20 protein-coding genes and 1 tRNA gene are annotated in these 21,831 nt (G+C 70.2%); 10 read left to right on the top strand and 11 right to left on the bottom strand.

Features of this window, described 5'->3' with window-relative positions; genetic code table 11:
• Positions 1 to 13: 13 nt before the first annotated feature.
• Both rng and MIC98_RS08855 read right to left on the bottom strand, forming a co-directional pair.
• Positions 14 to 1,504, bottom strand: a complete 1,491-nt coding sequence (gene rng, locus MIC98_RS08860; protein ID WP_057641760.1) for a ribonuclease G — start codon at positions 1,502 to 1,504, stop codon at positions 14 to 16.
• A gap of 4 nt (positions 1,505 to 1,508) precedes the next feature.
• Positions 1,509 to 2,081, bottom strand: coding sequence for a Maf family nucleotide pyrophosphatase (locus tag MIC98_RS08855; protein WP_239736897.1), 573 nt, complete (start codon positions 2,079 to 2,081; stop codon positions 1,509 to 1,511).
• 131 nt (positions 2,082 to 2,212) lie between these two features.
• Here MIC98_RS08855 and MIC98_RS08850 point away from each other — a divergent pair, with 131 nt between their 5' ends.
• Positions 2,213 to 2,944 carry an SIMPL domain-containing protein gene (locus MIC98_RS08850; RefSeq protein ID WP_057641762.1) on the top strand — a complete coding sequence of 244 codons (732 nt, stop codon included), beginning with the start codon at positions 2,213 to 2,215 and terminating at the stop codon, positions 2,942 to 2,944.
• A gap of 257 nt (positions 2,945 to 3,201) precedes the next feature.
• Positions 3,202 to 3,861: an energy transducer TonB gene (locus MIC98_RS08845; RefSeq protein ID WP_239736896.1), complete on the top strand. Its 660-nt coding sequence runs from the start codon at positions 3,202 to 3,204 to the stop codon at positions 3,859 to 3,861.
• 50 nt (positions 3,862 to 3,911) lie between these two features.
• On the opposite strand, the gene MIC98_RS08840 is transcribed toward MIC98_RS08845, so the two are convergent.
• From MIC98_RS08840 to MIC98_RS08805, 8 genes are all read right to left on the bottom strand, one after another.
• Positions 3,912 to 3,988 (bottom strand) — tRNA-Asn (locus tag MIC98_RS08840).
• A gap of 24 nt (positions 3,989 to 4,012) precedes the next feature.
• Positions 4,013 to 4,483, bottom strand: a complete 471-nt coding sequence (gene rlmH / locus MIC98_RS08835; RefSeq protein ID WP_057641996.1) for a 23S rRNA (pseudouridine(1915)-N(3))-methyltransferase RlmH — start codon at positions 4,481 to 4,483, stop codon at positions 4,013 to 4,015.
• 76 nt (positions 4,484 to 4,559) lie between these two features.
• Positions 4,560 to 4,973 carry a ribosome silencing factor gene (rsfS, locus tag MIC98_RS08830; protein ID WP_239736895.1) on the bottom strand — a complete coding sequence of 138 codons (414 nt, stop codon included), beginning with the start codon at positions 4,971 to 4,973 and terminating at the stop codon, positions 4,560 to 4,562.
• A 59-nt stretch (positions 4,974 to 5,032) separates the two neighbouring features.
• Entirely contained in the window at positions 5,033 to 5,740 is a 708-nt protein-coding gene (nadD, locus tag MIC98_RS08825) for a nicotinate-nucleotide adenylyltransferase (RefSeq protein WP_239736894.1), read from the bottom strand.
• Positions 5,727 to 6,770, bottom strand: coding sequence for a DNA polymerase III subunit delta (holA, locus tag MIC98_RS08820; protein WP_239736893.1), 1,044 nt, complete (start codon positions 6,768 to 6,770; stop codon positions 5,727 to 5,729). The genes nadD and holA overlap by 14 nt, the downstream gene beginning before the upstream one ends.
• A gap of 44 nt (positions 6,771 to 6,814) precedes the next feature.
• Positions 6,815 to 7,426, bottom strand: coding sequence for an LPS assembly lipoprotein LptE (lptE, locus tag MIC98_RS08815; RefSeq protein ID WP_239736892.1), 612 nt, complete (start codon positions 7,424 to 7,426; stop codon positions 6,815 to 6,817).
• A 369-nt stretch (positions 7,427 to 7,795) separates the two neighbouring features.
• Positions 7,796 to 10,438: a leucine--tRNA ligase gene (gene leuS / locus MIC98_RS08810; RefSeq protein WP_239736891.1), complete on the bottom strand. Its 2,643-nt coding sequence runs from the start codon at positions 10,436 to 10,438 to the stop codon at positions 7,796 to 7,798.
• A gap of 130 nt (positions 10,439 to 10,568) precedes the next feature.
• Positions 10,569 to 11,168 carry a DUF998 domain-containing protein gene (locus tag MIC98_RS08805; RefSeq protein WP_239736890.1) on the bottom strand — a complete coding sequence of 200 codons (600 nt, stop codon included), beginning with the start codon at positions 11,166 to 11,168 and terminating at the stop codon, positions 10,569 to 10,571.
• A gap of 118 nt (positions 11,169 to 11,286) precedes the next feature.
• Here MIC98_RS08805 and trxA point away from each other — a divergent pair, with 118 nt between their 5' ends.
• From trxA to MIC98_RS08785, 4 genes are all read left to right on the top strand, one after another.
• Positions 11,287 to 12,147, top strand: a complete 861-nt coding sequence (gene trxA, locus MIC98_RS08800; protein WP_239736889.1) for a thioredoxin — start codon at positions 11,287 to 11,289, stop codon at positions 12,145 to 12,147.
• 152 nt (positions 12,148 to 12,299) lie between these two features.
• Positions 12,300 to 13,955 (top strand): FecR domain-containing protein, encoded by a 1,656-nt coding sequence (locus MIC98_RS08795; RefSeq protein ID WP_239736888.1) that lies wholly within the window; start codon positions 12,300 to 12,302, stop codon positions 13,953 to 13,955.
• The gene (locus MIC98_RS08790; protein ID WP_239736887.1) at positions 13,952 to 15,616 is read left to right on the top strand and encodes a CHASE2 domain-containing protein; all 1,665 of its coding nucleotides are present in this window, start codon (positions 13,952 to 13,954) and stop codon (positions 15,614 to 15,616) included. The genes MIC98_RS08795 and MIC98_RS08790 overlap by 4 nt, the downstream gene beginning before the upstream one ends.
• A 31-nt stretch (positions 15,617 to 15,647) precedes the next feature.
• Complete coding sequence (locus MIC98_RS08785; RefSeq protein WP_239736886.1) at positions 15,648 to 16,121, top strand: DUF4442 domain-containing protein; 474 nt, start codon at positions 15,648 to 15,650, stop codon at positions 16,119 to 16,121.
• Positions 16,122 to 16,133: 12 nt separating this feature from the next.
• Here MIC98_RS08785 and MIC98_RS08780 read toward each other — a convergent pair whose 3' ends face one another.
• On the bottom strand, positions 16,134 to 17,468 hold the full coding sequence (locus MIC98_RS08780) for a hypothetical protein (protein WP_239736885.1): 1,335 nt from the start codon (positions 17,466 to 17,468) through the stop codon (positions 16,134 to 16,136).
• Positions 17,469 to 17,666: 198 nt separating this feature from the next.
• Between MIC98_RS08780 and MIC98_RS08775 the strand changes: the two genes are divergently transcribed.
• The 4 genes from MIC98_RS08775 to MIC98_RS08760 all read left to right on the top strand — a co-directional run bounded on the left by MIC98_RS08775 (position 17,667) and on the right by MIC98_RS08760 (position 21,750).
• The gene (locus MIC98_RS08775; protein ID WP_239736884.1) at positions 17,667 to 18,341 is read left to right on the top strand and encodes a DUF502 domain-containing protein; all 675 of its coding nucleotides are present in this window, start codon (positions 17,667 to 17,669) and stop codon (positions 18,339 to 18,341) included.
• Positions 18,342 to 18,417: 76 nt separating this feature from the next.
• Entirely contained in the window at positions 18,418 to 20,271 is a 1,854-nt protein-coding gene (locus MIC98_RS08770) for a DUF885 family protein (RefSeq protein ID WP_239736883.1), read from the top strand.
• Between the two features lie 19 nt (positions 20,272 to 20,290).
• On the top strand, positions 20,291 to 21,361 hold the full coding sequence (locus MIC98_RS08765) for a serine hydrolase domain-containing protein (RefSeq protein WP_239736882.1): 1,071 nt from the start codon (positions 20,291 to 20,293) through the stop codon (positions 21,359 to 21,361).
• Positions 21,358 to 21,750, top strand: a complete 393-nt coding sequence (locus MIC98_RS08760; RefSeq protein WP_239736881.1) for a VOC family protein — start codon at positions 21,358 to 21,360, stop codon at positions 21,748 to 21,750. The genes MIC98_RS08765 and MIC98_RS08760 overlap by 4 nt, the downstream gene beginning before the upstream one ends.
• Positions 21,751 to 21,831 lie beyond the last annotated feature (81 nt).

Below are 21,831 nucleotides of genomic sequence, written 5' to 3'. Positions count from 1 at the left end.
GGCACCGGCCGGGTCACAGCAGCACCACGTCGTACTGCTCCTGCAGGTACTGGTCGTCGGCCTGGAAACGGATGCTCTTGCCGAGGAACTCCTCCAGCTCGGCCACCGCGGTGGATTCCTCCTCGGTGATGCGCGCCACCACCTTGGTCGAGGCGATCACCAGCAGCCGCGCGGCGTCGAACTGGCGCACCGCGCGGGTGATCTCGCGGAAGATCTCGTAGGTCACCGTCTCGGCGGTCTTGATGCTGCCGCGGCCGCTGCATTCCGGGCAGGGCTCGGACAGCTGCCGCTCCAGGCTCTCCACCGTGCGCTTGCGGGTCATTTCCACCAGCCCCAGCGGCGAGAAGTCATAGACCGTGGTCTTGGCATGGTCGCGCGCCAGCGACTTCTCCAGCGTGCGCAGCACCTGCCGGCGGTGCTCGGGGTCGGTCATGTCGATGAAGTCGATGATGATGATGCCGCCGAGGTTGCGCAGCCGCAGTTGCCGCGCCACCGCCTGCGCCGCCTCGAGGTTGGTGCGGAACACGGTTTCCTCGAGGTTGCGCTGGCCGAGGAAGGAGCCGGTGTTGACGTCGATGGTGGTCATCGCCTCGGTCTGGTCGATGACCAGGTAGCCGCCGGACTTCAGCGGCACCTGCTTGTTCAGGGCGCGGACGATCTCGTCCTCGACGCCGTACAGGTCGAAGATCGGGCGGTCGCCGGTATACAGCTCCAGCTTCTCGCCCAGCACCGGCATGTACTTGGCGACGAAGGCCTGCAGCTGGCCGAAGGTTTCCTTCGAGTCCACCTTCACCTTCTCCACGTCCTTGCGGATCAGGTCGCGCACCGAGCGCAGCGGCAGGCTCAGGTCCTCGTAAATGATGCTGCGCGGCGGCGCCTCGCGGCCGCGGCGCTCCACCACCGCCCATACCCGTGACAGGTAGGAGATGTCCTCGGCCAGCGCCTCGGCCGGCTGGCCTTCGGCGTTGGTGCGCACGATGTAGCCGTAGCCGCCGTGCTGGGCCGAGATCTCGGTCACCAGCGCCTTGAGCCGGGCGCGTTCCTCCTCGTCCTCGATCCGCGCCGACACCCCCACCATCTTCGACTGCGGCAGCAGCACCAGGTAGCGCGAGGGAATGCTGATCTGCGTGGTCAGGCGCGCGCCCTTGCTGCCGATCGGGTCCTTGACCACCTGCACCACCACGTCCTGGCCGTCGCGCAGCAGCTCGACGATCGGCACCGACGCCGGCAGCGGCAGGCTGGGCGCGGTCTCCTCGGTGTCGGCGGCCACCGGCGCCGGCCGCACCACGTCGTTGGCGTGCAGGAACGCGGCGCGCTCCAGCCCCACCTCGACGAACGCCGCCTGCATGCCCGGCATCACCCGCTGCACCCGGCCCTTGTAGATGTTGCCGACCACGCCGCGGCGCCAACCACGTTCGATGTGCAGCTCCTGCAGCATGCCGTTCTCGATCACTGCCACGCGGGTTTCGCGCGGGGTCACGTTCACCAGTATTTCTTCGGACATCCGTTCAACCCTTGGTAACACCAAAATCGCGCAGCAGCGCCGCGGTCTGCTGCAACGGCAGCCCCATCACGCCCGAATAGCTGCCCGCCAGGCGGCTGATCCAGCGCTCGGCGCCGCCCTGTATCGCGTAGCCGCCGGCCTTGCCCATCGGCTCGCCGCCGGCGACGTAGGCGGCGATCTCGGCCTCGTCCATCGCCACGAACGTCACCTCCGACTCGACCACCACCTCGTCCTCGCGCCCATCCGCCACCAGCGCCACCGCGGTGATGACCCGGTGCGTGCGCCCGGCCAGCGTGCGCAGCATCGCCGCCGCGTCGGCGGCATCGGCCGGCTTGCCGTAGACGCGCTCGCCCAGCACCACCTCGGTGTCCGAGCCCAGCACCACGGCGTGCGGCTCGCCGGCCACCCGCGCGAAGCCGGCCCGCGCCTTGTCCCGTGCCACCCGGCGCACGTAGGCTTCCGGTGGCTCGGTGGCGGCGCGGATTTCCGGCACCTCCAGGTCCAGCGCGCGGAACGGAACGTCCAGGCGCGCGAGCAGTTCGTTGCGGCGGGGGGAACGGGAGGCAAGGTAGAGCATCGTCGAAGCATAACCTGTGCCCCCGGCCTGAACCCCGGGCAACACCACCGGAAACGACCCGACCCCACCCGACCTCACTGCCCGTTCATCGCCACCGTCTCACCTTCAGCATCCACCCAAGGAGGATCACCATGCGCCACACCACCCTCGCCCCGCTGCTGCTCGCCCTGTCCTTCGCGTTGGGAGCCCCGATGACCAGCCACGCCCAGAACATCCCCACCGCCGTTGCCAGCGACGCCACCCTGCTCAACATCTCCGCGCAGGCCGAGGCCACGCGGGTGCCGGACGTGGCCACGCTGTCGGCCGGCGTGGTCACCCAGGCCGCCGACGGCAACAGCGCCATGCGCGCCAACGCGGTGCAGATGGACAAGGTGATGGCCGCGATCAAGGCCGCCGGCATCGCCGAGCGCGACATCCGCACCAGCGGCATCAACCTCGGCCCGCAGTACCGCTACGCCGACAACGAGGCGCCGAAGATCATCGGCTACCAGGCCAGCAACACGGTCAGCCTCAAGGTCCGCGACATCACCAAGCTGGGCCGCGTGCTGGACAGCCTGGCCGCGCAGGGCGCCAACCAGATCAACGGCCCCAGCTTCGAGATCGACCAGCCCGAGCCGGTCTACGACGAGGCCCGCGTGGCGGCGCTGAAGAAGGCCCAGGCCCGCGCCGAGACCTATGCCAAGTCGCTGGGCCTGCGCGTGCGCCGCATCGTCAGCATCTCCGAAGGCAGCAGCGGCGGCTTCCGCCCGGTACCGATGATGGCGATGGCGCGTTCGGCCAAGGCCGAGATGGACACGGCGGTGTCGCCGGGCGAAACCACGCTGTCGGTCAACCTGGACGTGGTGTTCGAACTGGGCCGTTGAGGTTCGTCTGCCTGCAGGAGCGCGCCTTGGTGCGCGATGGAGCTTTCCCGGCAATGCCCCATCGCGCACCAGGGTGCGCTCCTGTACACCCCGCCACCTTGCCCCAGTTCCTGTCTGCCGGCTGACCGGAAATCCCGCCCCCGCTTGCCGTAACCCGCATTTGCGGGCGCACTGCCCACACGCGGGCCACTTCCTGCAACCCCGGCCCGCGTCATCGCGCGTTGTTCCCGGCACACGCCCACGCATGGAGGTGGCACATGGTCCGCACGCAATCCGGCACGTCCCCGATCCGCTTCGATACCTCGCGCATCCTCGCCTACAGCACGGCCATCGCCCTGCACGCACTGGCGCTGGGCCTGTTGCTGGTTCCCCTCTCGCAAGCGCCGGTCCGCAACGACACGGCCCGCGAGCCCCGCTGGCAGGTGCCGGAGCTGAAACCGGTGACGCCGCCACCGGCGCCGCCCACGGTGCCGATCACCCGCATCACGCCGCCGCCACGCCAGCCGGCCCTGCCCGCACCGGTGGAAACCGCACCGGTGCCGGTATTCGCCACCGAGGCGGTGATGAACCTGCCGGTCGATGTCGCCCCCGTCGTCGATACCCCGCTGGCCGTCGGCGGCGACGGCCCGGCCACGCCGCTTCAGGGCGTGCAGTTGCGTTACCTGCGCGCACCGGCGCCGGCCTACCCGCGCGACGCGCTGCTGGCCGGCATCCAGGGCACGGTGACCCTGCGCGTGCTGGTCGGCCAGGACGGCGCGCCGCTGGAAGTGAGCATCGAGCACAGCAGCGGCAACCGCAGCCTGGACAACGCCGCCCGCACGCAGGTGCTGCGCCGCTGGAAGTTCCAGCCGGCCATCGACAACGGCCGGCCGGTGCAGGCCTATGGTCTGATCCCGGTCGATTTCAAGCTGGGTTGAGCCGGCCGCAAAACGAAAAAGCCGCGATCGCTCGCGGCTTTTTCACTGTCTGGCGCCCGAAGTTGGACTCGAACCAACGACCCCCTGATTAACAGTCAAGTGCTCTAACCGGCTGAGCTATTCGGGCGGGGACGCGCATTCTATACGCCTGTCACGCGCGATGGTAGGGGTGGTTGGCCAACATCGCCGCGGCGCGGTACAGCTGTTCGGCCACCACCAGCCGCACCAGCATGTGCGGCAGGGTCAGCGGGCCCAGCGACCACTTTTCGTCGGCGGTGGCCGATACCTCCGGCGAGTGCCCTTCCGGGCCGCCGATCAGGAACGCGAGGTCACGGCCCTGCGCGCGCCAGTGCTCCAGCCGCTGCGCCAGCTGTTCGGAGCTCAGTTGGCGGCCGGGCACGTCCAGCGCCACCACGTACGGGTTCTTCGGCAGCGCCGCCAGCACGCGCCTGCCTTCGTCGTCGATCGCGCGCTTCGCATCGCGGCCCTTGCCGCGCAGGCCCGGCTCGATCTCCACCAGTTCCAGCGGCAGCCAGTGCGACAGCCGCTTCTGGTATTCGGCGAAGCCCTGCGCCACCCACGACGGGGCGCGTTCACCGGTGGCGATCAGGCGGGCTTTCATGCGCATGGCTCCTTGCGGGGGCTTGAAACGAAGACGGCGCCTCGCGGCGCCGTCATGGCAGTGCCGGTGCGGCCGGTCAGCCGGCGTCCTGCACGCCGTCGTCGTCGGCCGGGGCCTGGTCGCCCACGGTCCACAGGCGTTCGAGCGCGTAGAACTCGCGCACCCGCGGCAGCATGACGTGGACGATGACGTCGCCCAGGTCGACCAGTACCCACTCGGCCTCGCGCTCGCCTTCCACGCCCAGCGGCATCACGCCCAGGTCCTTGGCGAAGCGCACCACTTCGTCGCCGATGGACTTGACGTGGCGGGTCGAGGTGCCCGAGGCGATGACCATGTAGTCGGCGACGCTGGACTTGCCGCGCACGTCGATCTGCACCGCATCCTTGGCCTTGAGTTCCTCCAGCGCCGCCTTGACGGAGGCCAGCAGGGCCGGCACGGACGGCGGTGGGTTGGGCAACTGGGTCTTGATGACTTGGGCTTCGGTGGTCAAAGCGGCATGGCTCGGTGAGTGAAGGGGGCGATTATAGGGAAACCGGGCATCGCCGGCATTCACGTCGTGGCGCCGCAGCCGTACAGGCCGTGGGCGGCGACATACCCGGCCACCGCCGCCGGCAGCAGTTGCTGCCAGTCACCGCCACTGGCGATCAACCGGCGCACGGCGGTGGCCGATTCGGCCTGCAATGGCTGCCGCAGGCGCCAGACCCGGCCGGCGGCGCGTTCGCGCAGGCAGGCCGGGGCATCGGCCCAGGCGCCCTGCAGGCGCCGTTCGAGCACCGCCGGCATCGCCGTTTCCAGCACGCTGCCGGGGCGATCGGCCACCACGATATGGGCCAGGTCGAGCAGGTGTTCCCATTCGTGCCAGGTCGGCAGGCCAAGCAGGCTGTCGGCACCCATCAGCAGGGCCAGCGGCTGCGCGGCGCCGGTTTCGGCGCGGATTTCGCGCAGCGTGTCCACGCTCCATGACGGCACGCCCGGCTGGCGCGCGGCGCGTTGCAGTTCGCGGGTATCGACCTGCAAACCCGGCTCGCCCGCGATCGCCAGTTCCAGCATGCGCGTGCGCTGTGCGGCATCGGCGCCGGGTGGCGGGCGATGCGGCGGATCGGCGGCGGGCATCAGCCGCACCGGCACCGCCAGTTCGTCGCGCGCATGGCGGGCGATGGCGAGGTGGCCATTGTGGATGGGGTCGAAAGTGCCGCCGTAGAACAGCAGCAGCGCCGGCCCTGGAGCGGAACCGGCGGCCACGTCAGCGGGTGCCACGCGCCAGCAGGCGCACCGCCTGCGCCTCCGCCAGCGCCAGCAGCAGGCGTTCCAGCGCCAGCCACGGATCACCGGCGGCGCGGCCCTTGGCCATGCGGTCCACCTGCGAGGCCTCGGCGGCGAAGCGCTCCCAGCGCTGCGGGGCCGGGTGCCGCTGCAAGGCGCGCTTGAACGGCGCCTGCCGCGATTCCCAGATGCCGCGGGCTTTCATTTCCGCGCCGAGGTTGCCGCCGGTGGCCTGCACCCTTGCCAGCCCCGCGGTCAGCAGCAGTTCGCGGATCAGGATGGGGGTCAACGCAGCCACCGCCTCGCCTTCGCCGCGCAGGCCGGCCAGCATGCGCACGACCGCCTGCGGCTGCCCGGAGAACGCGGCCTCGACCAGCCGGAACACGTCGTAGCGCGCGGCGTTGGCGACCAGTTCCTCCATCTTCGCCATGTCCAGCACCTCGCCATCGGCGAGCAATACCAGTTTGTCGATCTCCTGCGCAGCGGCCAACAGGTTGCCTTCGACCCGCTCGCTCAGCCGCTGCACCGCCGCCGGCTCGGCGCGCACGCCCTTGCCGCGCAGGCGGCGCTCGATCCAGTCGCCCAGTTCGTGCGGCTTGATCGCCCACGCCACCGACAGCACGCCGGTGCGGTTGACCGCATCGGCCCACTTGCCGTGGTGCGACTTGCTCCATTCGCCGGCGGTGACCAGCAGCACCACGTCGGCCGGCGGCTGCGCGCAGAACCCGCTGATGACCTCCGCACCCTCCTTGCCCGGCTTGCCGCTCGGCAGGCGCAGTTCGATCAGCCGGCGCGAGCTGAACAGGCTGGGGGCGTTGAAGCTGGAGGACAGCTGCCCCCAGTCGAAATCGCGGCCATCGGCGTCGAACACCTCGCGCTCGCCGATGCCTTCGGCGCGTGCCTTGGCGCGCACCGCGTCGGCCGCCTCGATGACCCGCAGCAGTTCCGGCCCGGCGATCAGGTAGACCGGCGCCAGCGGCTGCGAAGCGGCCTGGGTGGCAAGCTGTTCCGGACGAAGCTCCATAGGTTCAGCGCCCGCGCCCGCAAGCCCGCGGCGAGGCTGCCGGCTCAGTCCGCATCGTTGCCATCGATATCGCTGCCGCCGGCATCGTCGTCATCGACATCCGTAGCGGCGCCATCCAGCGAACGCCCCTGCTGGATTTCGGCACGGGCCACGCTGTCGATGCGGCGCAGGATCGAGGCCGACATTTCGCGGCGCAGCTCGTCGGCGAGGATCTCGCGCTCGGTGGTGGTGCCGGTGGCGTCGGTCGGCTGCGAGACGTAGTCGCGCGACATCTCGATGGCCTGCTCGGGTACCAGCACGCTGCCGTCCGGGCGCAGGAAGGTGAAGATCACCGCGTAACGCAGGCTGTATTCCTGGGCACGGCCACGCGCGTCGATGGCGATGGGCAGGTCGCCCCAGCGCTCGGAGCGGATCTTCAGCCTGGCCACGCCCATCGCCTTGCCATCATCCCCCTGCAGCGCCTCGTCCGCTTCGACGACCGTGGCGCCCGAGGTCCGCAACCCGCGGTTGAGCAGCTTCACCAGCTCGCTGTAGCGCACCGAGGATTCCACTTTGACCGCGGGCACGTCGTCGGGCAGCGTGAGCTTGTTGCGCAGGTGGAAGCCGCAGCCGGACAAACCGGCGGCAAGGAACAGGGCAATCAGGTATCGGGTCATGGACACAAGTCTGGCGGAGCCGGCCGGGAGCGGCAACAGGAATCGGCCGGCATCATCGCGCATCGCGCGTGAGTGGGGATGAAACCAGCGCGGCGTTCAATGCCAAGGAAGGTTCTTCGCCGAATGGACCATGCCGTCGGGGGCGTAGCCCCGACCTACCTGGCAGCGTGAGCTTTTAAGTCCCCTCCCACCGGGGCGGGAGGGCACGGCTTGCGCGCCACTGGCGCGCGTGCCTTGGAGCACCCACGCCGCTGGCGTGGGCCGGGGCACGGGGCGAACGGAGTACGGATGGTCGACCATCACGGACTCCGTTCGCCCCTCATCCGCCCTTCGGGCACCTTCTCCCGCAGGGAGAAGGAGAAAAGCCAATCACCCCGCAACAATATTCACGATCTTGCCCGGCACGATGATGACCTTGCGGATGGCCAGCCCTTCGAGGAACTTGGCCGTGTTCGGCTCGGCCTGGGCCAATGCCTCGATCTGCTCGCGCGCCGCGTCGGCGGCGACCTCGATGGTGCCGCGCAGCTTGCCGTTGACCTGCACCGCCAGCGTCAACGCGTCGCGCACCAGCGCCGATGCGTCCACCTGCGGGAACGGCTGGTCCTCCAGCAGCGTCTCGCCGTGGCCCAGCAACTGCCACATCGCATGGCAGGCATGCGGGGTGATCGGGTTCAGCAGCAACACCGCGGCCTGCAGTGCTTCCTGCCGCACCGCTCGGCCCTGCGCGCCGGCGTCGTCGAACTTGGCCAGCACGTTCAGCAGTTCCATCACCGCGGCGATGGCGGTGTTGAAGGCATGGCGGCGGCCGTAGTCGTCGCCGACCTTGCCGATGGTCTCGTGGGTCTTGCGGCGGATCGCCTTCTGCTCGGCGCTCAATGCCGCCACGTCCAGCGCCGGGGCGCTGCCCTCGGCGGCGTGCTTCTGCACCATCGCCCACAGCCGGCGCAGGAAGCGCGCCATGCCGTCGACGCCGGCCTCGTTCCACTCCAGCGACTGCTCCGGCGGCGCGGCGAACATCGAGAACAGGCGCACGGTGTCGGCGCCGTACTTGGCGACCATCGCCTGCGGATCGACGCCGTTGTTCTTGGACTTGGACATCTTCTCGGTGCCGCCGATCACCACCGGCTGGCCGTCACCGCGCAGGGTGGCGCCGGTGATGCGACCGCGCTCGTCGCGCACCACGTCCACGTCGGCCGGGTTGAACCAGTCCTTCGAGCCGTCGGCGTTCTGGCGGTAGAAGGTCTCGGCGATCACCATGCCCTGGCACAGCAGGTTCTTCGCCGGCTCGTTGCTGTCCACCATGCGTGCGTCGCGCAGCAGCTTGTGGAAGAAACGGAAGTACATCAGGTGCAGGATGGCGTGCTCGATGCCGCCGATGTACTGGTCCACCGGCAGCCAGTAGTTGCCGCGCTTGTCCACCGCCTCGCGCGCGCCCGGCGAGGTGTAGCGGGCGTAGTACCAGCTCGACTCCATGAAGGTGTCGAAGGTGTCGGTCTCGCGCTCGGCATCGGCGCCGCATTCGGGGCAGGCGCACTTGCGCCATTCCGGGTCGGCCTTGATCGGCGAACCGGTGCCGGTGAACTGCACGTCCTCCGGCAGCAGCACCGGCAACTGCTCTTCCGGCACCGGCACCGCGCCGCACTGGCCGCAGTAGATCACCGGGATCGGACAGCCCCAGTAGCGCTGGCGGCTCACGCCCCAGTCGCGCAGGCGGTAGTTCACGCGGCGCTGGCCCTGGGCCTTGCGCTCGAAACGCTCGGCCAATGCCTCGAACGCACCCTGGAAATCCAGCCCGTCGAATTCGGCCGAGTTGACCAGCTCGATCTCGCGGCTCTTGTCGCCATACCAGTCCTGCCAGCGGTCCGGGTCGTAAGTGCGCTCGTCGTCGTTCTTCGGGTGCTTCAGCGCGATGACCTGCTTCTTCGGCAGGCCGTACTTGGTGGCAAATTCGAAATCGCGCTGGTCGTGGCCGGGCACCGCCATCACCGCACCGGTGCCGTAGCCCATCAGCACGAAGTTGGCGACCCAGATCGGCACCTGCTCGCCGCTGATCGGGTGGATGGCCTTCAGGCCGGTGTCCATGCCGCGCTTTTCCTGGGTCTCCAGCTCGGCCTCGGAGACGCCGCCCTGCTTCAGCTCGGCCAGCAGCTCGGCCAGCGCCGGGTTGTTCTTCGCCGCATGCTGCGCCAGCGGGTGTTCGCCGGCGATGGAGACGAAGCTCACGCCCATCACCGTGTCCGGGCGGGTGGTGAACACGCGCAGCGGGTCCAGCGCGGCGCCGTCGGCGTCGCGCACGTCGAACTGGATCTCCAGTCCTTCCGAACGGCCGATCCAGTTGCGCTGCATGGTCTTGACCGAATCCGGCCAGCCGTCCAGTTCGTCCAGCCCGTCCAGCAGTTCCTGCGCGTAGTCGGTGATGCGCAGGAACCACTGCGGGATCTCGCGCTTCTCCACCAGCGCGCCGGAGCGCCAGCCGCGGCCGTCGATGACCTGCTCGTTGGCCAGCACGGTCTGGTCCACCGGGTCCCAGTTCACCACCGCGTTGCGGCGGTAGGCCAGGCCCTTGCGCATCAGCCGGGTGAACATGCGCTGCTCGTGCACGTAGTACTCGGGCGTGCAGGTGGCGAATTCGCGCGACCAGTCGATGGCGTAGCCCAGCGACTTGAGCTGGCTGCGCATGTGGTCGATGTTGGCGTAGGTCCACTTGGCCGGCGCGGTGTTGTTCTTGATCGCCGCGTTCTCGGCCGGCAGGCCGAAGGCATCCCAGCCCATCGGCTGCAGCACGTTGTGCCCGGTCATGCGCTTGTAGCGGCTGATGACGTCGCCGATGGTGTAGTTGCGCACGTGACCCATGTGCAGCGCCCCGGACGGGTACGGCAGCATCGACAGGCAGTAGTACTTGGGCTTGTCCGAGGTCTCGTCGACCTCGAAGGCACGGGTGGCGTCCCAGTACTGCTGGGCGGCGGTTTCGACCTGCTGGGGGTCGTAAGCGGTGTTCTCGACGCTGGGCATGGCTGAGGCTGGGCGACGGCAAAGCCGCAAAGGGTACCGCAGTGCAGCAGGCGTCTCCACCTGCCCCGGTTCCGGGCCGGCCGGCCCATTGCCTCGCCGGGTGCCGGGGACCGCGTCCGACGCCCGTCTCCTACTTGCCCCGCCCGACCGGCAACAGCGCCAACCACAGCCCCCACAGCAGGAACAACAGGCGCTGCGCGAGCGGGCCGCCCAGCACGAAACCCAGGACGAACACCAGCATGCCCACCAGCCACCCGGGGATGGCGACGCGCCGCCATCCCGGTTGCCGCCCCCACGACAGCAGCATCGCGCCGAGCATGAACGCCAGTGCCCACAGCATCCACATGCTGGCATGCAGCCCGCTGGCCGGGCCGTCCACGTCGCCGGCATCCAGTGGCAGCAGCCCCATGCCGATGAAGGCGAGCGCCGCGACCATCTGCATCTGCACGCCGAGCCGCAACGGCCAACCGGCCCCGGGAGGCAGGCGCCGCGCCAGCCCCGACACCGTCACCACGGCCAGCACGCCCGGCAGCATGAAGCCGAGCAGGTTGAACGGCATGGCCCCGGGCACGCCGTGCGCACCGAGCAACGCCACCGGGTGCCGCATCTGGTCGTAGTCGGGGAGGCGCGCACCGAACCCGACCACTGCCGCCAGCCATGCCAGCGCCGCCGCCAATCCCGACCAGCGCACCACGCCCCTGAAGTTCATCGCCACGCCGTGGTCATCCATTGCAGTCCAGAACCCGGCATTGTCGCGACTGTCGTGTCCGCGCGCACCTCCCCGCCGGCTTGAGAAGCATCGCCCCCGCCACCATCTTGGCCCTGACTTCTTCCTGCGAGCCTGCCCCATGTCCGACCTGCCCCACGTCTTCGACGCCACCACCGAGACCTTCGAGACCGAGGTCCTGCAGAAATCGCTGGAAACCCCGGTGCTGGTGGACTTCTGGGCGACCTGGTGCGGGCCGTGCAAGACCCTGGGGCCGCTCCTGGAGAAGCTGGCCGGCGAGTACCACGGCGCGTTCGAGCTGGCCAAGGTCGACGTGGACAAGGAGCAGCAGATCGCCGCCGCGTTCCAGATCCGCTCGGTGCCGACCGTGTTCCTGGTCAAGGGCGGGCAGATCGTCGATGGCTTCCCCGGCGCGCTGCCGGAAGGCCAGTTGCGCGAGTTCCTCGCCCAGCACGGCGTCACCCCGCTGGAGGCGCCCGCCGACGCCGCCGAGGCCGAACCGGTGCCGCTGGACCCGCAGGCCCAGGTCGCCGCCTTGCGCAAGGCCATCGCCGCCGAGCCGGACAAGGACGAGCTCAAGCTCGACCTGGCGCTGGCCCTGATCAAGACCGGCGCCACCGCCGAGGCCGGCCCGCTGCTGGACGCGCTGCCGGCCAATCTGTCCACCGACGACCGCGCCATCCGTGCCCGCGCGCGGCTGGACTTCGGCAACGCCCTGCAAGGCGCCCCGGCCGCCGATGCGCTGGCCGCGCGGGTACAGGCCGACGGCAACGACCTGGAGGCCCGCCACCTGCTCGGCATCCACCACCTGCTGGGCGGCGAGGACGAGGCCGCGCTGGAGCAGTTCATCGAGATGCTGCGCAGCGACCGCAACTTCGGCGACGGGCTGCCGCGCAAGGCCCTGATCGACGCCTTCCGCGTCATCGAGGACGAGGACCTGGTCGGCCGCTACCGCCGCCGCATGGCATCGCTGCTGTTCTGACCCCACCCGGGCTGCGCCACCGCTGCACCCACCATTGGGCCCGCCCCGCCGGGCCCGGCATAATGTGACGTCCGTCATTTCGATGGACGCGCCGCAACCGTCATGGTGACCCGAGGCGCCGCCGCCCCACGCCTGCCAGGACCCCGGTACCCGTGAGCTTGCCCACCCCGCGCGCACTGCGCCTGACCACCTTGTTGCGGATCGTGCTGGCCGCGCTGTCGCTGGCCTGCGCCGGCAGCGCCGCGGCCCAGGACTGGACCTACCACGCCCGCCCCGGCGACACCCTGTGGGATTTGGGCACGCGTTACCTGAAACCGAGCATTTCCTGGCAGGAACTGCAGTCGTACAACGTCGTCGCCGACCCCTACCGGCTGCCCACCGGGCAGGTGCTGCGCTTCCCCATCGCCTGGCTGCGGGTGGAACCGGCGCCGGCCCGGGTGCTGGCCGTGCGCGGGCCGGTGCAGGTCGTCGATGGCAACGGCCACGGCCAGCCCGCGCGGCAGGGCATGCAATTGCAGATCGGCAGCGAGGTCAGCACCGGCAGCGATGCCAGCATCACCCTGGCCTTCGCCGACGATTCGCACCTGCAACTGCGCGAGAACTCGCAGCTGCGCCTGGACCAGCTCAGCAGCTACGGCGCCACCGGCATGGCCGACACCCGGCTGCGCCTGCAGCGCGGGCGCAGCAGCAACCGGGTGACGCCGGCGCGCGGGCCGGCCTCGCGCTACATCATCACCGCCCCCACCGCCACCAGCAGCGTGCGCGGCACCGTGTTCCGGGTCAGCGCCGGTGGCGACGGCCCTGCCGCGGCCACCGAGGTCGTCCAGGGCCGGGTGCAGGTGGGCAACCCGCGCGGCCAGCGGCTGGTCGCCGCCGGCCAGGCCGCGGCCAGCACCGCCGGGCGCGACCTGCCCATGCAGGCACTGCCCCCCGCACCGCGCCTGGAGCCGGCCACCCTGCGCGTGGAACCGCTGCCGCTGCTCGCCGATTGGCAGGCGCTGCCCGAGGCCAGCGGCGGCTACCGGGTGGAGGTGGTGCGCGCCGACACCCCGGAAATCCTGCTGTTCGCCCGCAACGTCGACGAGCCGCGGGTGCAGATCGACGCCCTGCCGCCCGGCCGGTTGCGCCTGCTGGTGCGCGCGGTCACCGCCGAGGGCATCGAAGGCCATGACGCCGAACACGATTTCGAAGTGGCCGATACCCTGCCGCCGCCGGTCACCCTGTGGCCGCTGCACGGGCAACACCTGCAGCAGGCCCGCCCCCGCTTCGAATGGGCCGTGGTCCCCGGCGCCAGCGGCAGCGTGCTGCAGGTCGCGCGCGAGCCGCAGTTCCGGCAGCCGCTGCTGGAGCAGGCCGGCACCGGCAACCGCCTGCGCGCGGCCACCGACCTGCCAGCCGGCGACTACTACTGGCGCGTGGCCTCGCGCGATGCGCAGGGCCGCACCGGCGCGTACGGCCAGCCCCTGCCGCTGCACATCAGCGACACCCCGGTGGACCCGCAATGGCAATCCCCGCAGAGCGCGCGCGGCCAACTGACCCTGCGCTGGCAGGCCGGCCTGCCCGGCCAGCGCTACCACGTGCAGATCGACCGCCGCGACGACTTCAGCCAGCCCCTGTTGGACCAAGAGCTGGCTGCTCCCGAGGTCAGCCTGAAGCAGCCGTGGCGCGGCGGCACGCTGTTCATGCGCGTGCGCTACATCGATGACGACGGCTATGCCGGCCCCTATTCGCCGGTCCAGCAACTGCAACTGCCGTGCAGGCTCTGCTACGGCGCCGGCGCCGCCGCGCTGTTGCTGCTGGCGCTGTGAAGGCGCGCCACCTCCGCCGCGGTTACCGCTGGCTGCTGTTCGCCACCGTGCTCGCCGCGTTGAGCGGCTGGGCCAGCCATGCCCGGCTGTTCTGGCAGGCGGACGAGGGCGTCTACGACCGGCTGGTCGGCGGCTGGGACTACCCGCCCGACGCCCGCCTCGCCATCGTCGCCATCGACGAGCGCAGCCTGCAGCAGCTCGGGCAATGGCCGTGGCCGCGCAGCACCCACGCCCGCCTGATCGAGCAGTTGGAACAGGCCGGCGTCCACCGCATCGCGCTCGACCTGCTGTTCCCCGAGCCGGACCGCAAGGACGCGCGGCAGGACCGCGAACTGGCCGCGGCCATCGCGCGCAGCGGCAAGGTGGTGCTGCCGGTGCTGGCGGCCACCACCGGCGACGAGGCGGTGCCGGTGGAACTGTTGCCGGTGCCGGCCATCGCCGAGGCCGCCGCGACCCTGGCCCATACCGACATCGAGATCGACGGCGACGGCATCGCCCGCGGCCTGTACCTGAAGGCCGGCGTCGGCTCGGCCTACTGGCCGGCGCTGGGGCTGGCACTGGCCGACACCGGCGGGCCCCTGCCCGGCCTGTCCGACCCGGACGCCGCCACACCCTCGCCGTACCAGTGGCGCCGCAACAACTACGTGCGCCTGCGCTTCGCCGGCCCGCCCGGCACCTTCCCGCAGCTGTCCTACATCGACGTGCTGGAGGGCAAGGTGCCGCCGCAACTGCTGCGCGGGCGGTGGGTGATCGTCGGCATGACCGCCAGCGGCATTGCCCCGCGGCTGCTCACGCCCACCTCGAACGAACACTGGATGAGCGGCAGCGAATACCAGGCCAACGTCGCCTCGATGCTGCTCGGCGGCCATGCATTGCTGCCACTGCAGCCGGACCTGCAGGCCGGCCTCGTCGTCCTGCTGGTCCTGCTGTGCGCGCTGCTGCTGGCCCTGCCGCTGCCGCAGTGGCTGGTGGCCCTGCTCGCGCTTCCGGCCCCGCTGCTGCTCGGCGTGGTGCTGCTGCGCGGCTTCCAGTTGTGGTTCGCGCCGGTCGCGGCCCTGGTCGGCATCGCCGCCCTGCTGCTGGCCTCGGGCGTCTGGCAGCTGCGCTACTGGCGCCGGCTGGCCAGCCGCGACCCGCTCACCGGCCTGGGCAACCGCATGCGCTTCGAGCGGACGCTGCAACAGGAACACGACGCTGCCCGCCGCAGCGGCCGTCCCCTGAGCCTGGTGCTGGTCGACCTGGACCACTTCAAGCACTGCAACGACACCTACGGCCACCTCACCGGCGACCAGTTGCTGCGGCAGCTGGCGCGCACGCTCGACAGCCTGGCGCGGCGCCCGCGCGACCTGGCCGCACGCTTCGGCGGCGACGAATTCGCCTTGGTCCTGCCGGACACGCCGCAGGCAGGCGCCGTGCGCCTGCTCGAAGAGCTGCTCATGCAGGTGCGCCGCATGGGCATCCCCGCCGACCACGGCCAGTTGGCCCGGGCCAGCATCAGCGCCGGGGTATGCACCCGCGTGCCGGCCCCGGACAGCACGCCTTCGCAACTGTACGAAGCGGCCGATGCCGCCCTGTACGAGGCCAAGAAGGCTGGCCGGGACGGCTATCGCTGCGCGCCCGCGCAGACCGGACCGGCCATACCATACGGAGGCGAATGCTAAGCTTCGCTCCATCCTTCCGCCTGCCTCGCCGATGAAAGCCAGCACCTTCCGCCACGGCATCAACCTGTGGCCACCGTTCCTGATGGCCGGCATCCACGTCACCGCCATCCGCCCCGACTACCGCCACGTGCGCGTCGAGCTGCGGCAGCGGCCGTGGAACATGAACTACGTGGGCACCCATTTCGGCGGCAGCCTGTTCGCCATGACCGACCCGTTCTGGATGCTGTGCCTGCTGCACAACCTCGGGCGCGACTATTACGTATGGGACAAGGCCGGCGACATCGAGTTCGTCAAGCCGGGCAAGGGCGTGGTCGCCACCGAGTTCCGGCTCGACGACGCCCTGCTCGACGAAGTCCGCGCCGCCACCGCCAGCGGCGAGAAATACCTGCGCTGGTTCGAGAACGACATCCTCGATGCGCAGGGCGAGGTGGTCGCCCGCGTGCGCAAGCAGGTCTACGTGCGGCTCAAGCCGGAAGCGCGCGCGAACCCGAAGCAGGAACCGTAAGCGACGGGGGCATCAGCGGGCGAGCATGGCCTGCGGCAATGGCACCCGCAGCATCTCCATGTCGTCCCGCCGGGTGTAGGACGGGGTTTCCAGCGCGGTGCCGTCGGCGGACACGGTGATCGGCCGGTGCGCGCTGCGCAGTTCGGCCGGCAGGCCGTCCAGCCGTTCGGCCAAGGGCGTGGCCGCATCCCGCGCCGCATGCTCGCGCAGCCACAACACGGCACCCAACAGGCGCACCTGCGCCGCGGTGTCCTGCTGCCGGTTGGCGTATCCGCCGTAGGCGGGAGCGGCGATGTTGCCCAGGATGCAGCCGATGGAGTTGACCAGGCATTCCGGCCGCCACCACGCCAGGACCCGGGCAGGCGGTGCGGGCAACCGGCGATCCTCGGCAATGGCCTGCCGCGCCTCCGGCAGGCAGGCATCGCCCAGCGTCTCGGCAGTACGCGCGAGGGTCTTCCTGCCGCTGTAGAACAGCACCCCCAGACGCTGGGTGTCCTGGATCTTCCTGTCCATCAGCGTGGCCAGGCCACGCTGCATCGCGAACTCGCCACGCATGCCATTGCAGGTGCCGGCCTCGTCGGGCGACAGCGGCGCAAAAGCCGTGGCGCAGGCCGCCGGCAACGGCGCATCCAGCGGCAGTTCGGCCAGCACCGCCGCGAATAGCGCTTCATTCGCCACCAGCATGGCGCTGCCCACCATCGTCGCCAGCAGGTTGTCGCCATGCGCCATCAACATGCGGCCGCTGCCGGCGTCACGGCACAGCCCGGCCAGTGCGCGCGGGCTGTCGCCCTGCACGTGGGCCAACGCATGCGCGCTCAACGGCACTTGCAGGGGACCCATCGCCGGCCACGGCGTCATTTCGCCCTGCGTCAGCGGCGAATGGTAATGGCCATGCGCCGCCATTTCGTCCATCTGCGCCAACACGGCGGCCTGCGGGACCAAGGCCGAGGCCACGGCCTGCGGTTGCCGGCGCACCCGCCCCAGGCACTCGGCGGCCTGGCCGAAACTGCACAGTACCGGGCTGGCGACAGGCGGGGCTTCGCCTGCGGCCAGCAGGGGCGGCGGCAATGCCACCGCCTCTTCATCCATCGTGCCCATGCTGATGGCGTTGAAACGAGGGACGTATTCGGCGACATACCACCGCTCGAACGCCCGGGCATGCGCATCGACCCGCGCCTGCCGCTGCTCCGGTGTCAGCCCCTCCACGCCCAGCAGCGCCAGCGTGGCGTAGGCATTGCTGCCGGGACGCTCCTGCGGCGCCTCCAATGCAGCCAGCGCGCGCTTCTGCACCGCCGGCACCGGCCACAGCCACGAGGCCAGCAGCACCACCGCTGCCACCAACAGCAAACCCGCCAATCCCCCGGCCACCCGCAACAACGCCTTTCCCACCGCCCTGCTTCCCTGATGTTTCATGGTGTCCCGCATTCCGGAGCCGTCCATCTGGCGCAATCGAGCGATGAACGATAGCCAACGCAGCGGATGCCGCCAACACGCCGGCACCCGGCCGGCCTGTGTGGCGCCATGCTGCACCGCTACAATCCGCCCATGTCGCCCGATACCCCTGCCGCGTCCCGGCCTTCGCTGCAACGCCTGTTCCTGACCGGCCTGCTGACCCTGCTTCCGATCTGGCTGACCTGGGTGGTCATCAAGTTCGTGTTCGTGCTGCTGTCGGGCATCAGCAGCCCGCTGGTGGTGCCGTTGTCCGAGCGGGTCGCCGCCTCGTTCCCGGATTCGCTGGGCTGGATCAAGGTCGAATGGATGCAGGCCACCATCGCGCTGCTGGCCACGCTGCTGGTGATCCTGCTGGTGGGCGTGCTCAGCCGCCGGATGATCGGCCAGCGCCTGCTGCGCTGGTTCGGCGCGGTGATCCGCCGCATCCCGCTGGCCAGCGTCATCTACGACAGCGCCAAGAAGCTGCTGGACATCCTGCAGACCCAGCCCGGCAGCACCCAGCGCGTGGTGCTGATCGACTTCCCGCACCGCGACATGAAGTCGGTGGGGCTGGTCACCCGCGTCATCCGCGAGCACGGCACCGGCCGCGAGCTGGCCGCGGTGTACGTGCCGACCACCCCCAACCCGACCTCGGGCTACCTGGAAATCGTGCCGGTGGAGCTGCTCACCCCCACCGACTGGACGGTGGACCAGGCGATGAGCTTCATCATCTCCGGTGGCGCGGTGGCGCCGGACAGCGTGCCGTTCACCCGCGCCGGAGAGCGCTGAACGGGGTGGGTGCAACGCTGGTCGTCCCCGGCGTAATCGGGCACTCTCCCCGGCTTGTGCGTTTCCGGAATCCTCGATGTCCTCCAGCCCGCTACGCCTGCTTGCGCTCGCCATTGCCACGGCCCTGATGGTCTCGGCCATCGCTCCTGCCGAGGCCGCGAAGAAGAAAACCCAGCGCACGGCGCAACCGCGCGCGGCCAGCCGCCCGGCGCCGCTGCCGCTCAAGCAGGACAAGGCGGCGCAGCTCAACCGCATCTACGACGAATACTGGGACGCCTCGATGCGGCTGAACCCGCTGCAGGCCACCTTCCAGGGCGACGCGCGCTTCAACGACCAGTTGCCCAACTTCCTGTCGGCCGCCTCGCGCCAGCAGGCGCACGAGTTCATGGTCGAATGGCTGGGCAAGGTCGAGGCGGTGGGCAGCGACGGCCTGCAGGGCCAGGACCTGCTCAGCTACGAGATATTCGTGCGCGACGCGCGCATCTCGCTGGCCGCCGAGCAGTACCCGTCGTGGATGCTGCCGATCAACCAGTACTACAACCTGGCCAGCATCATCGCCGTGCTCGGCTCGGGTACCGGCGCGCAGCCGTTCAACACGGTCAGGGACTACGAGAACTGGTCGCGGCGCTCGCTGGGGGTGCCGCCGCTGTTCGAGCAGGCCATCGCCAACATGCGCGAAGGCATGGCCGCCGGCGTGGTGCAGCCGCGCGCGCTGATGGAAAAGGTGCTGCCGCAGCTGGACGCGGTAATCAAGCCGACCGCCGAGGAAAGCATCTTCTGGGCGCCGATCCGCAACCTGCCGGAGGATTTCTCCGACGAGGACAAGGCGCGGCTGGGCGCCGAGTACAAGCGGATGATCGAATACCGGCTGATGCCGGCCTACCGCTCGCTGCGCGGCTTCATCGCCACCCAGTACCTGCCGGCCACCCGCGACAGCGACGGGCTCGGCGCACTGCCCGACGGCCAGGCGTGGTACGCGCACAGCGTCGCCAGCCTGACCACGCCGGCGCGCACGCCGGCGGAAATCCACGAACTGGGCACGCAGGAAGTGCAGCGCCTGCAGAAGCGCATCACCGCGACGATGAAGGAAGCGCGCATCCGCGGCTCGATGCGCAAGACACTCAACGCGATGCGCAACGACCGCCAGTTCACCTTCAAGGACGACGCCGCGCTGCTGGCGCGCTATGCCGAGGTCGGCCGGCAGGTGGAGGCGGCCCTGCCCGGCCTGTTCGAGCTCCAACCCAGGGCCACGCTGGAAATCCGGCCGGTCGAACCCGGGCGCGCCCTGACCAGCAGTGCCGCCAGTTACCAGCCACCGAGCGCGGACGGCCAGCAACCCGGCGTGCTCTACGTCAACACCGCCGACCTGCCCACGCGCAAGCGCTGGGCAGTGCCGCTGCAGTACCTGCACGAAGCCATCCCCGGCCACCACCTGCAACTGGGCCTGCAACAGGAACTGGCGACGCTGCCGCGCTTCCGCCGGCTCGGCGGCGACGTCGCCTTCATCGAGGGCTGGGGGCTGTATGCCGAATCGCTGGGCGAGCAGATGGGCCTGTACGCCGATCCCTACGATCACCTCGGCTACCTGCAGACCACCCTGCTGCGCACCGTGCGGCTGGTCGCCGACACCGGCGTCAACGCCGCCGGCTGGAGCCGCAGACAGGCCATCGACTACATGGTCGGCAACGCCGACATTTCCGCCGCCGACGCCACCGCCGAGGTCGAGCGCTTCATGGCCCAGCCGGGGCAGACGCTGGCCTGGCGCGTCGGCGAGATCAAGATCCGGCTGCTGCGCGAGAAGGCGCAGGCCGAGCTGGGCGAACGCTTCGACCCGCGCGAGTTCCACGCCGAGGTGCTGAAGGACGGCTCGATGCCGCTGGACATCCTGGAAGCCAAGATCGACCGCTGGATCGCAAGCAAGAAGACCTGACCCCGCAGGAGGAAGCGCCATGTGCCGGTGGAAATCCCGATTCGCCCCGTTGTGCCTGCTCGCGTTCGCCAGCGCGGCCGGCGCCGCCGCGCCCACGCCGCCGGACCCCGGCATCGACGGCCTGATGCAGCGCTACGACGGGCAGGTCCCCGGCGCCGCGGTACTGGTGCTGAAGGACGGGCAACCGGTATTCCGGCGCGGCTACGGGCTGGCCGTGGTCGAGGACGGCACGCCGGTCACGCCCGCCACCAACTTCCGCCTGGCCTCGGTGAGCAAGCAGTTCACCGCCGCGGCGATCCTGTTGCTGGCCGAGGACGGCAGGCTGTCCATCGACGACCCGCTGAAGAAGTGGCTGCCCGGCCTGCCGGCGGTGGCCGATGCGATGACCCTGCGGCACCTGCTCAGCCATACCAGCGGCCTGCTCGATTACGAAGACCTGATGGATCCGGCCGATACCCGGCAGGTACACGACATCGACGTGCTGCACCTGCTGGAGCAGGAGAACCGCACCTACTTCGCACCGGGCAGCGACTACCGCTACAGCAACAGCGGCTACGCGCTGCTGGCGCTGGTGGTCGGCAAGGCCTCGGGCAGCGACTTCGCCAGCTTCCTGCGCCAGCGCATCTTCCTGCCGCTGGGCATGCACGCCACCTTCGCCCACCAGGACGGCGTGGACGAGGTACCCGAACGCGCCTACGGCTACAGCGAAATCGATGGCCACTGGCAGCGCACCGACCAGAGCACCACCAGCGCCGTGCTCGGCGACGGCGGCATCTATTCCTCCCTCGACGACCTCGCCAGGTGGGATGCGGCGCTGTACGACGAACGCCTGCTGCGCCGCGCGTCGCTGCGGCTGGCGTCCAGCCCGGCCACGGCGACGCCGGAGCCGGACGTGCCGCACTACGGCTTCGGCTGGCGCATCAACGGCGACATGCTGTGGCACAGCGGCGAGAGCATCGGCTTCCGCAACGTGATCGTGCGCTACCCGAAGCGGAAGCTGACGGTGATCGTGCTGAGCAACCGCAACGACCCGGAGCCCTACCCGCTGGCGCTGGCCATCGCCAAACGCTGGCTGGACCCGGAACGATGAAGCTGCTGGACGGCATCCACCACGTCGCGCTGATCGTCTCGGACTATCCGCGCGCGAAGGATTTCTACACCCGCATCCTCGGGCTGGAAGTGCTCGCCGAGAACTTCCGCGCGCAGCGCCAGTCGTGGAAGCTGGACCTGCGCCTGCCCGATGGCGGGCAGCTGGAGCTGTTCTCCTTCCCCGACCCGCCGCCACGCCCCAGCCGCCCGGAGGCCCGCGGCCTGCGCCACCTTGCCTTCCGCGTCGCCGCGCTGGACGCGGCCATCACCCACCTGCACGCCGAGGGCGTGGCCTGCGAACCGGTGCGGGTGGACGAACATACCCGCCGCCGCTTCACCTTCTTCGCCGACCCGGACGGGCTGCCGCTGGAACTGTACGAAGCCGGCTGAGTCCTCCCCGGTCGCATCGCCGCCACCGGCATGTCCCTGGTCCCGATGACTTCCGGCGCATTGCACGATCGTGGCCGATGC

This window comes from Stenotrophomonas sp. NLF4-10 (assembly GCF_022359915.1).
Taxonomy (GTDB): Bacteria; Pseudomonadota; Gammaproteobacteria; order Xanthomonadales; family Xanthomonadaceae; genus Stenotrophomonas; species Stenotrophomonas daejeonensis.
The sequence above is the reverse complement of the archived record's forward strand: the minus strand, read 5'-3'. Positions and strand labels throughout refer to the sequence as shown.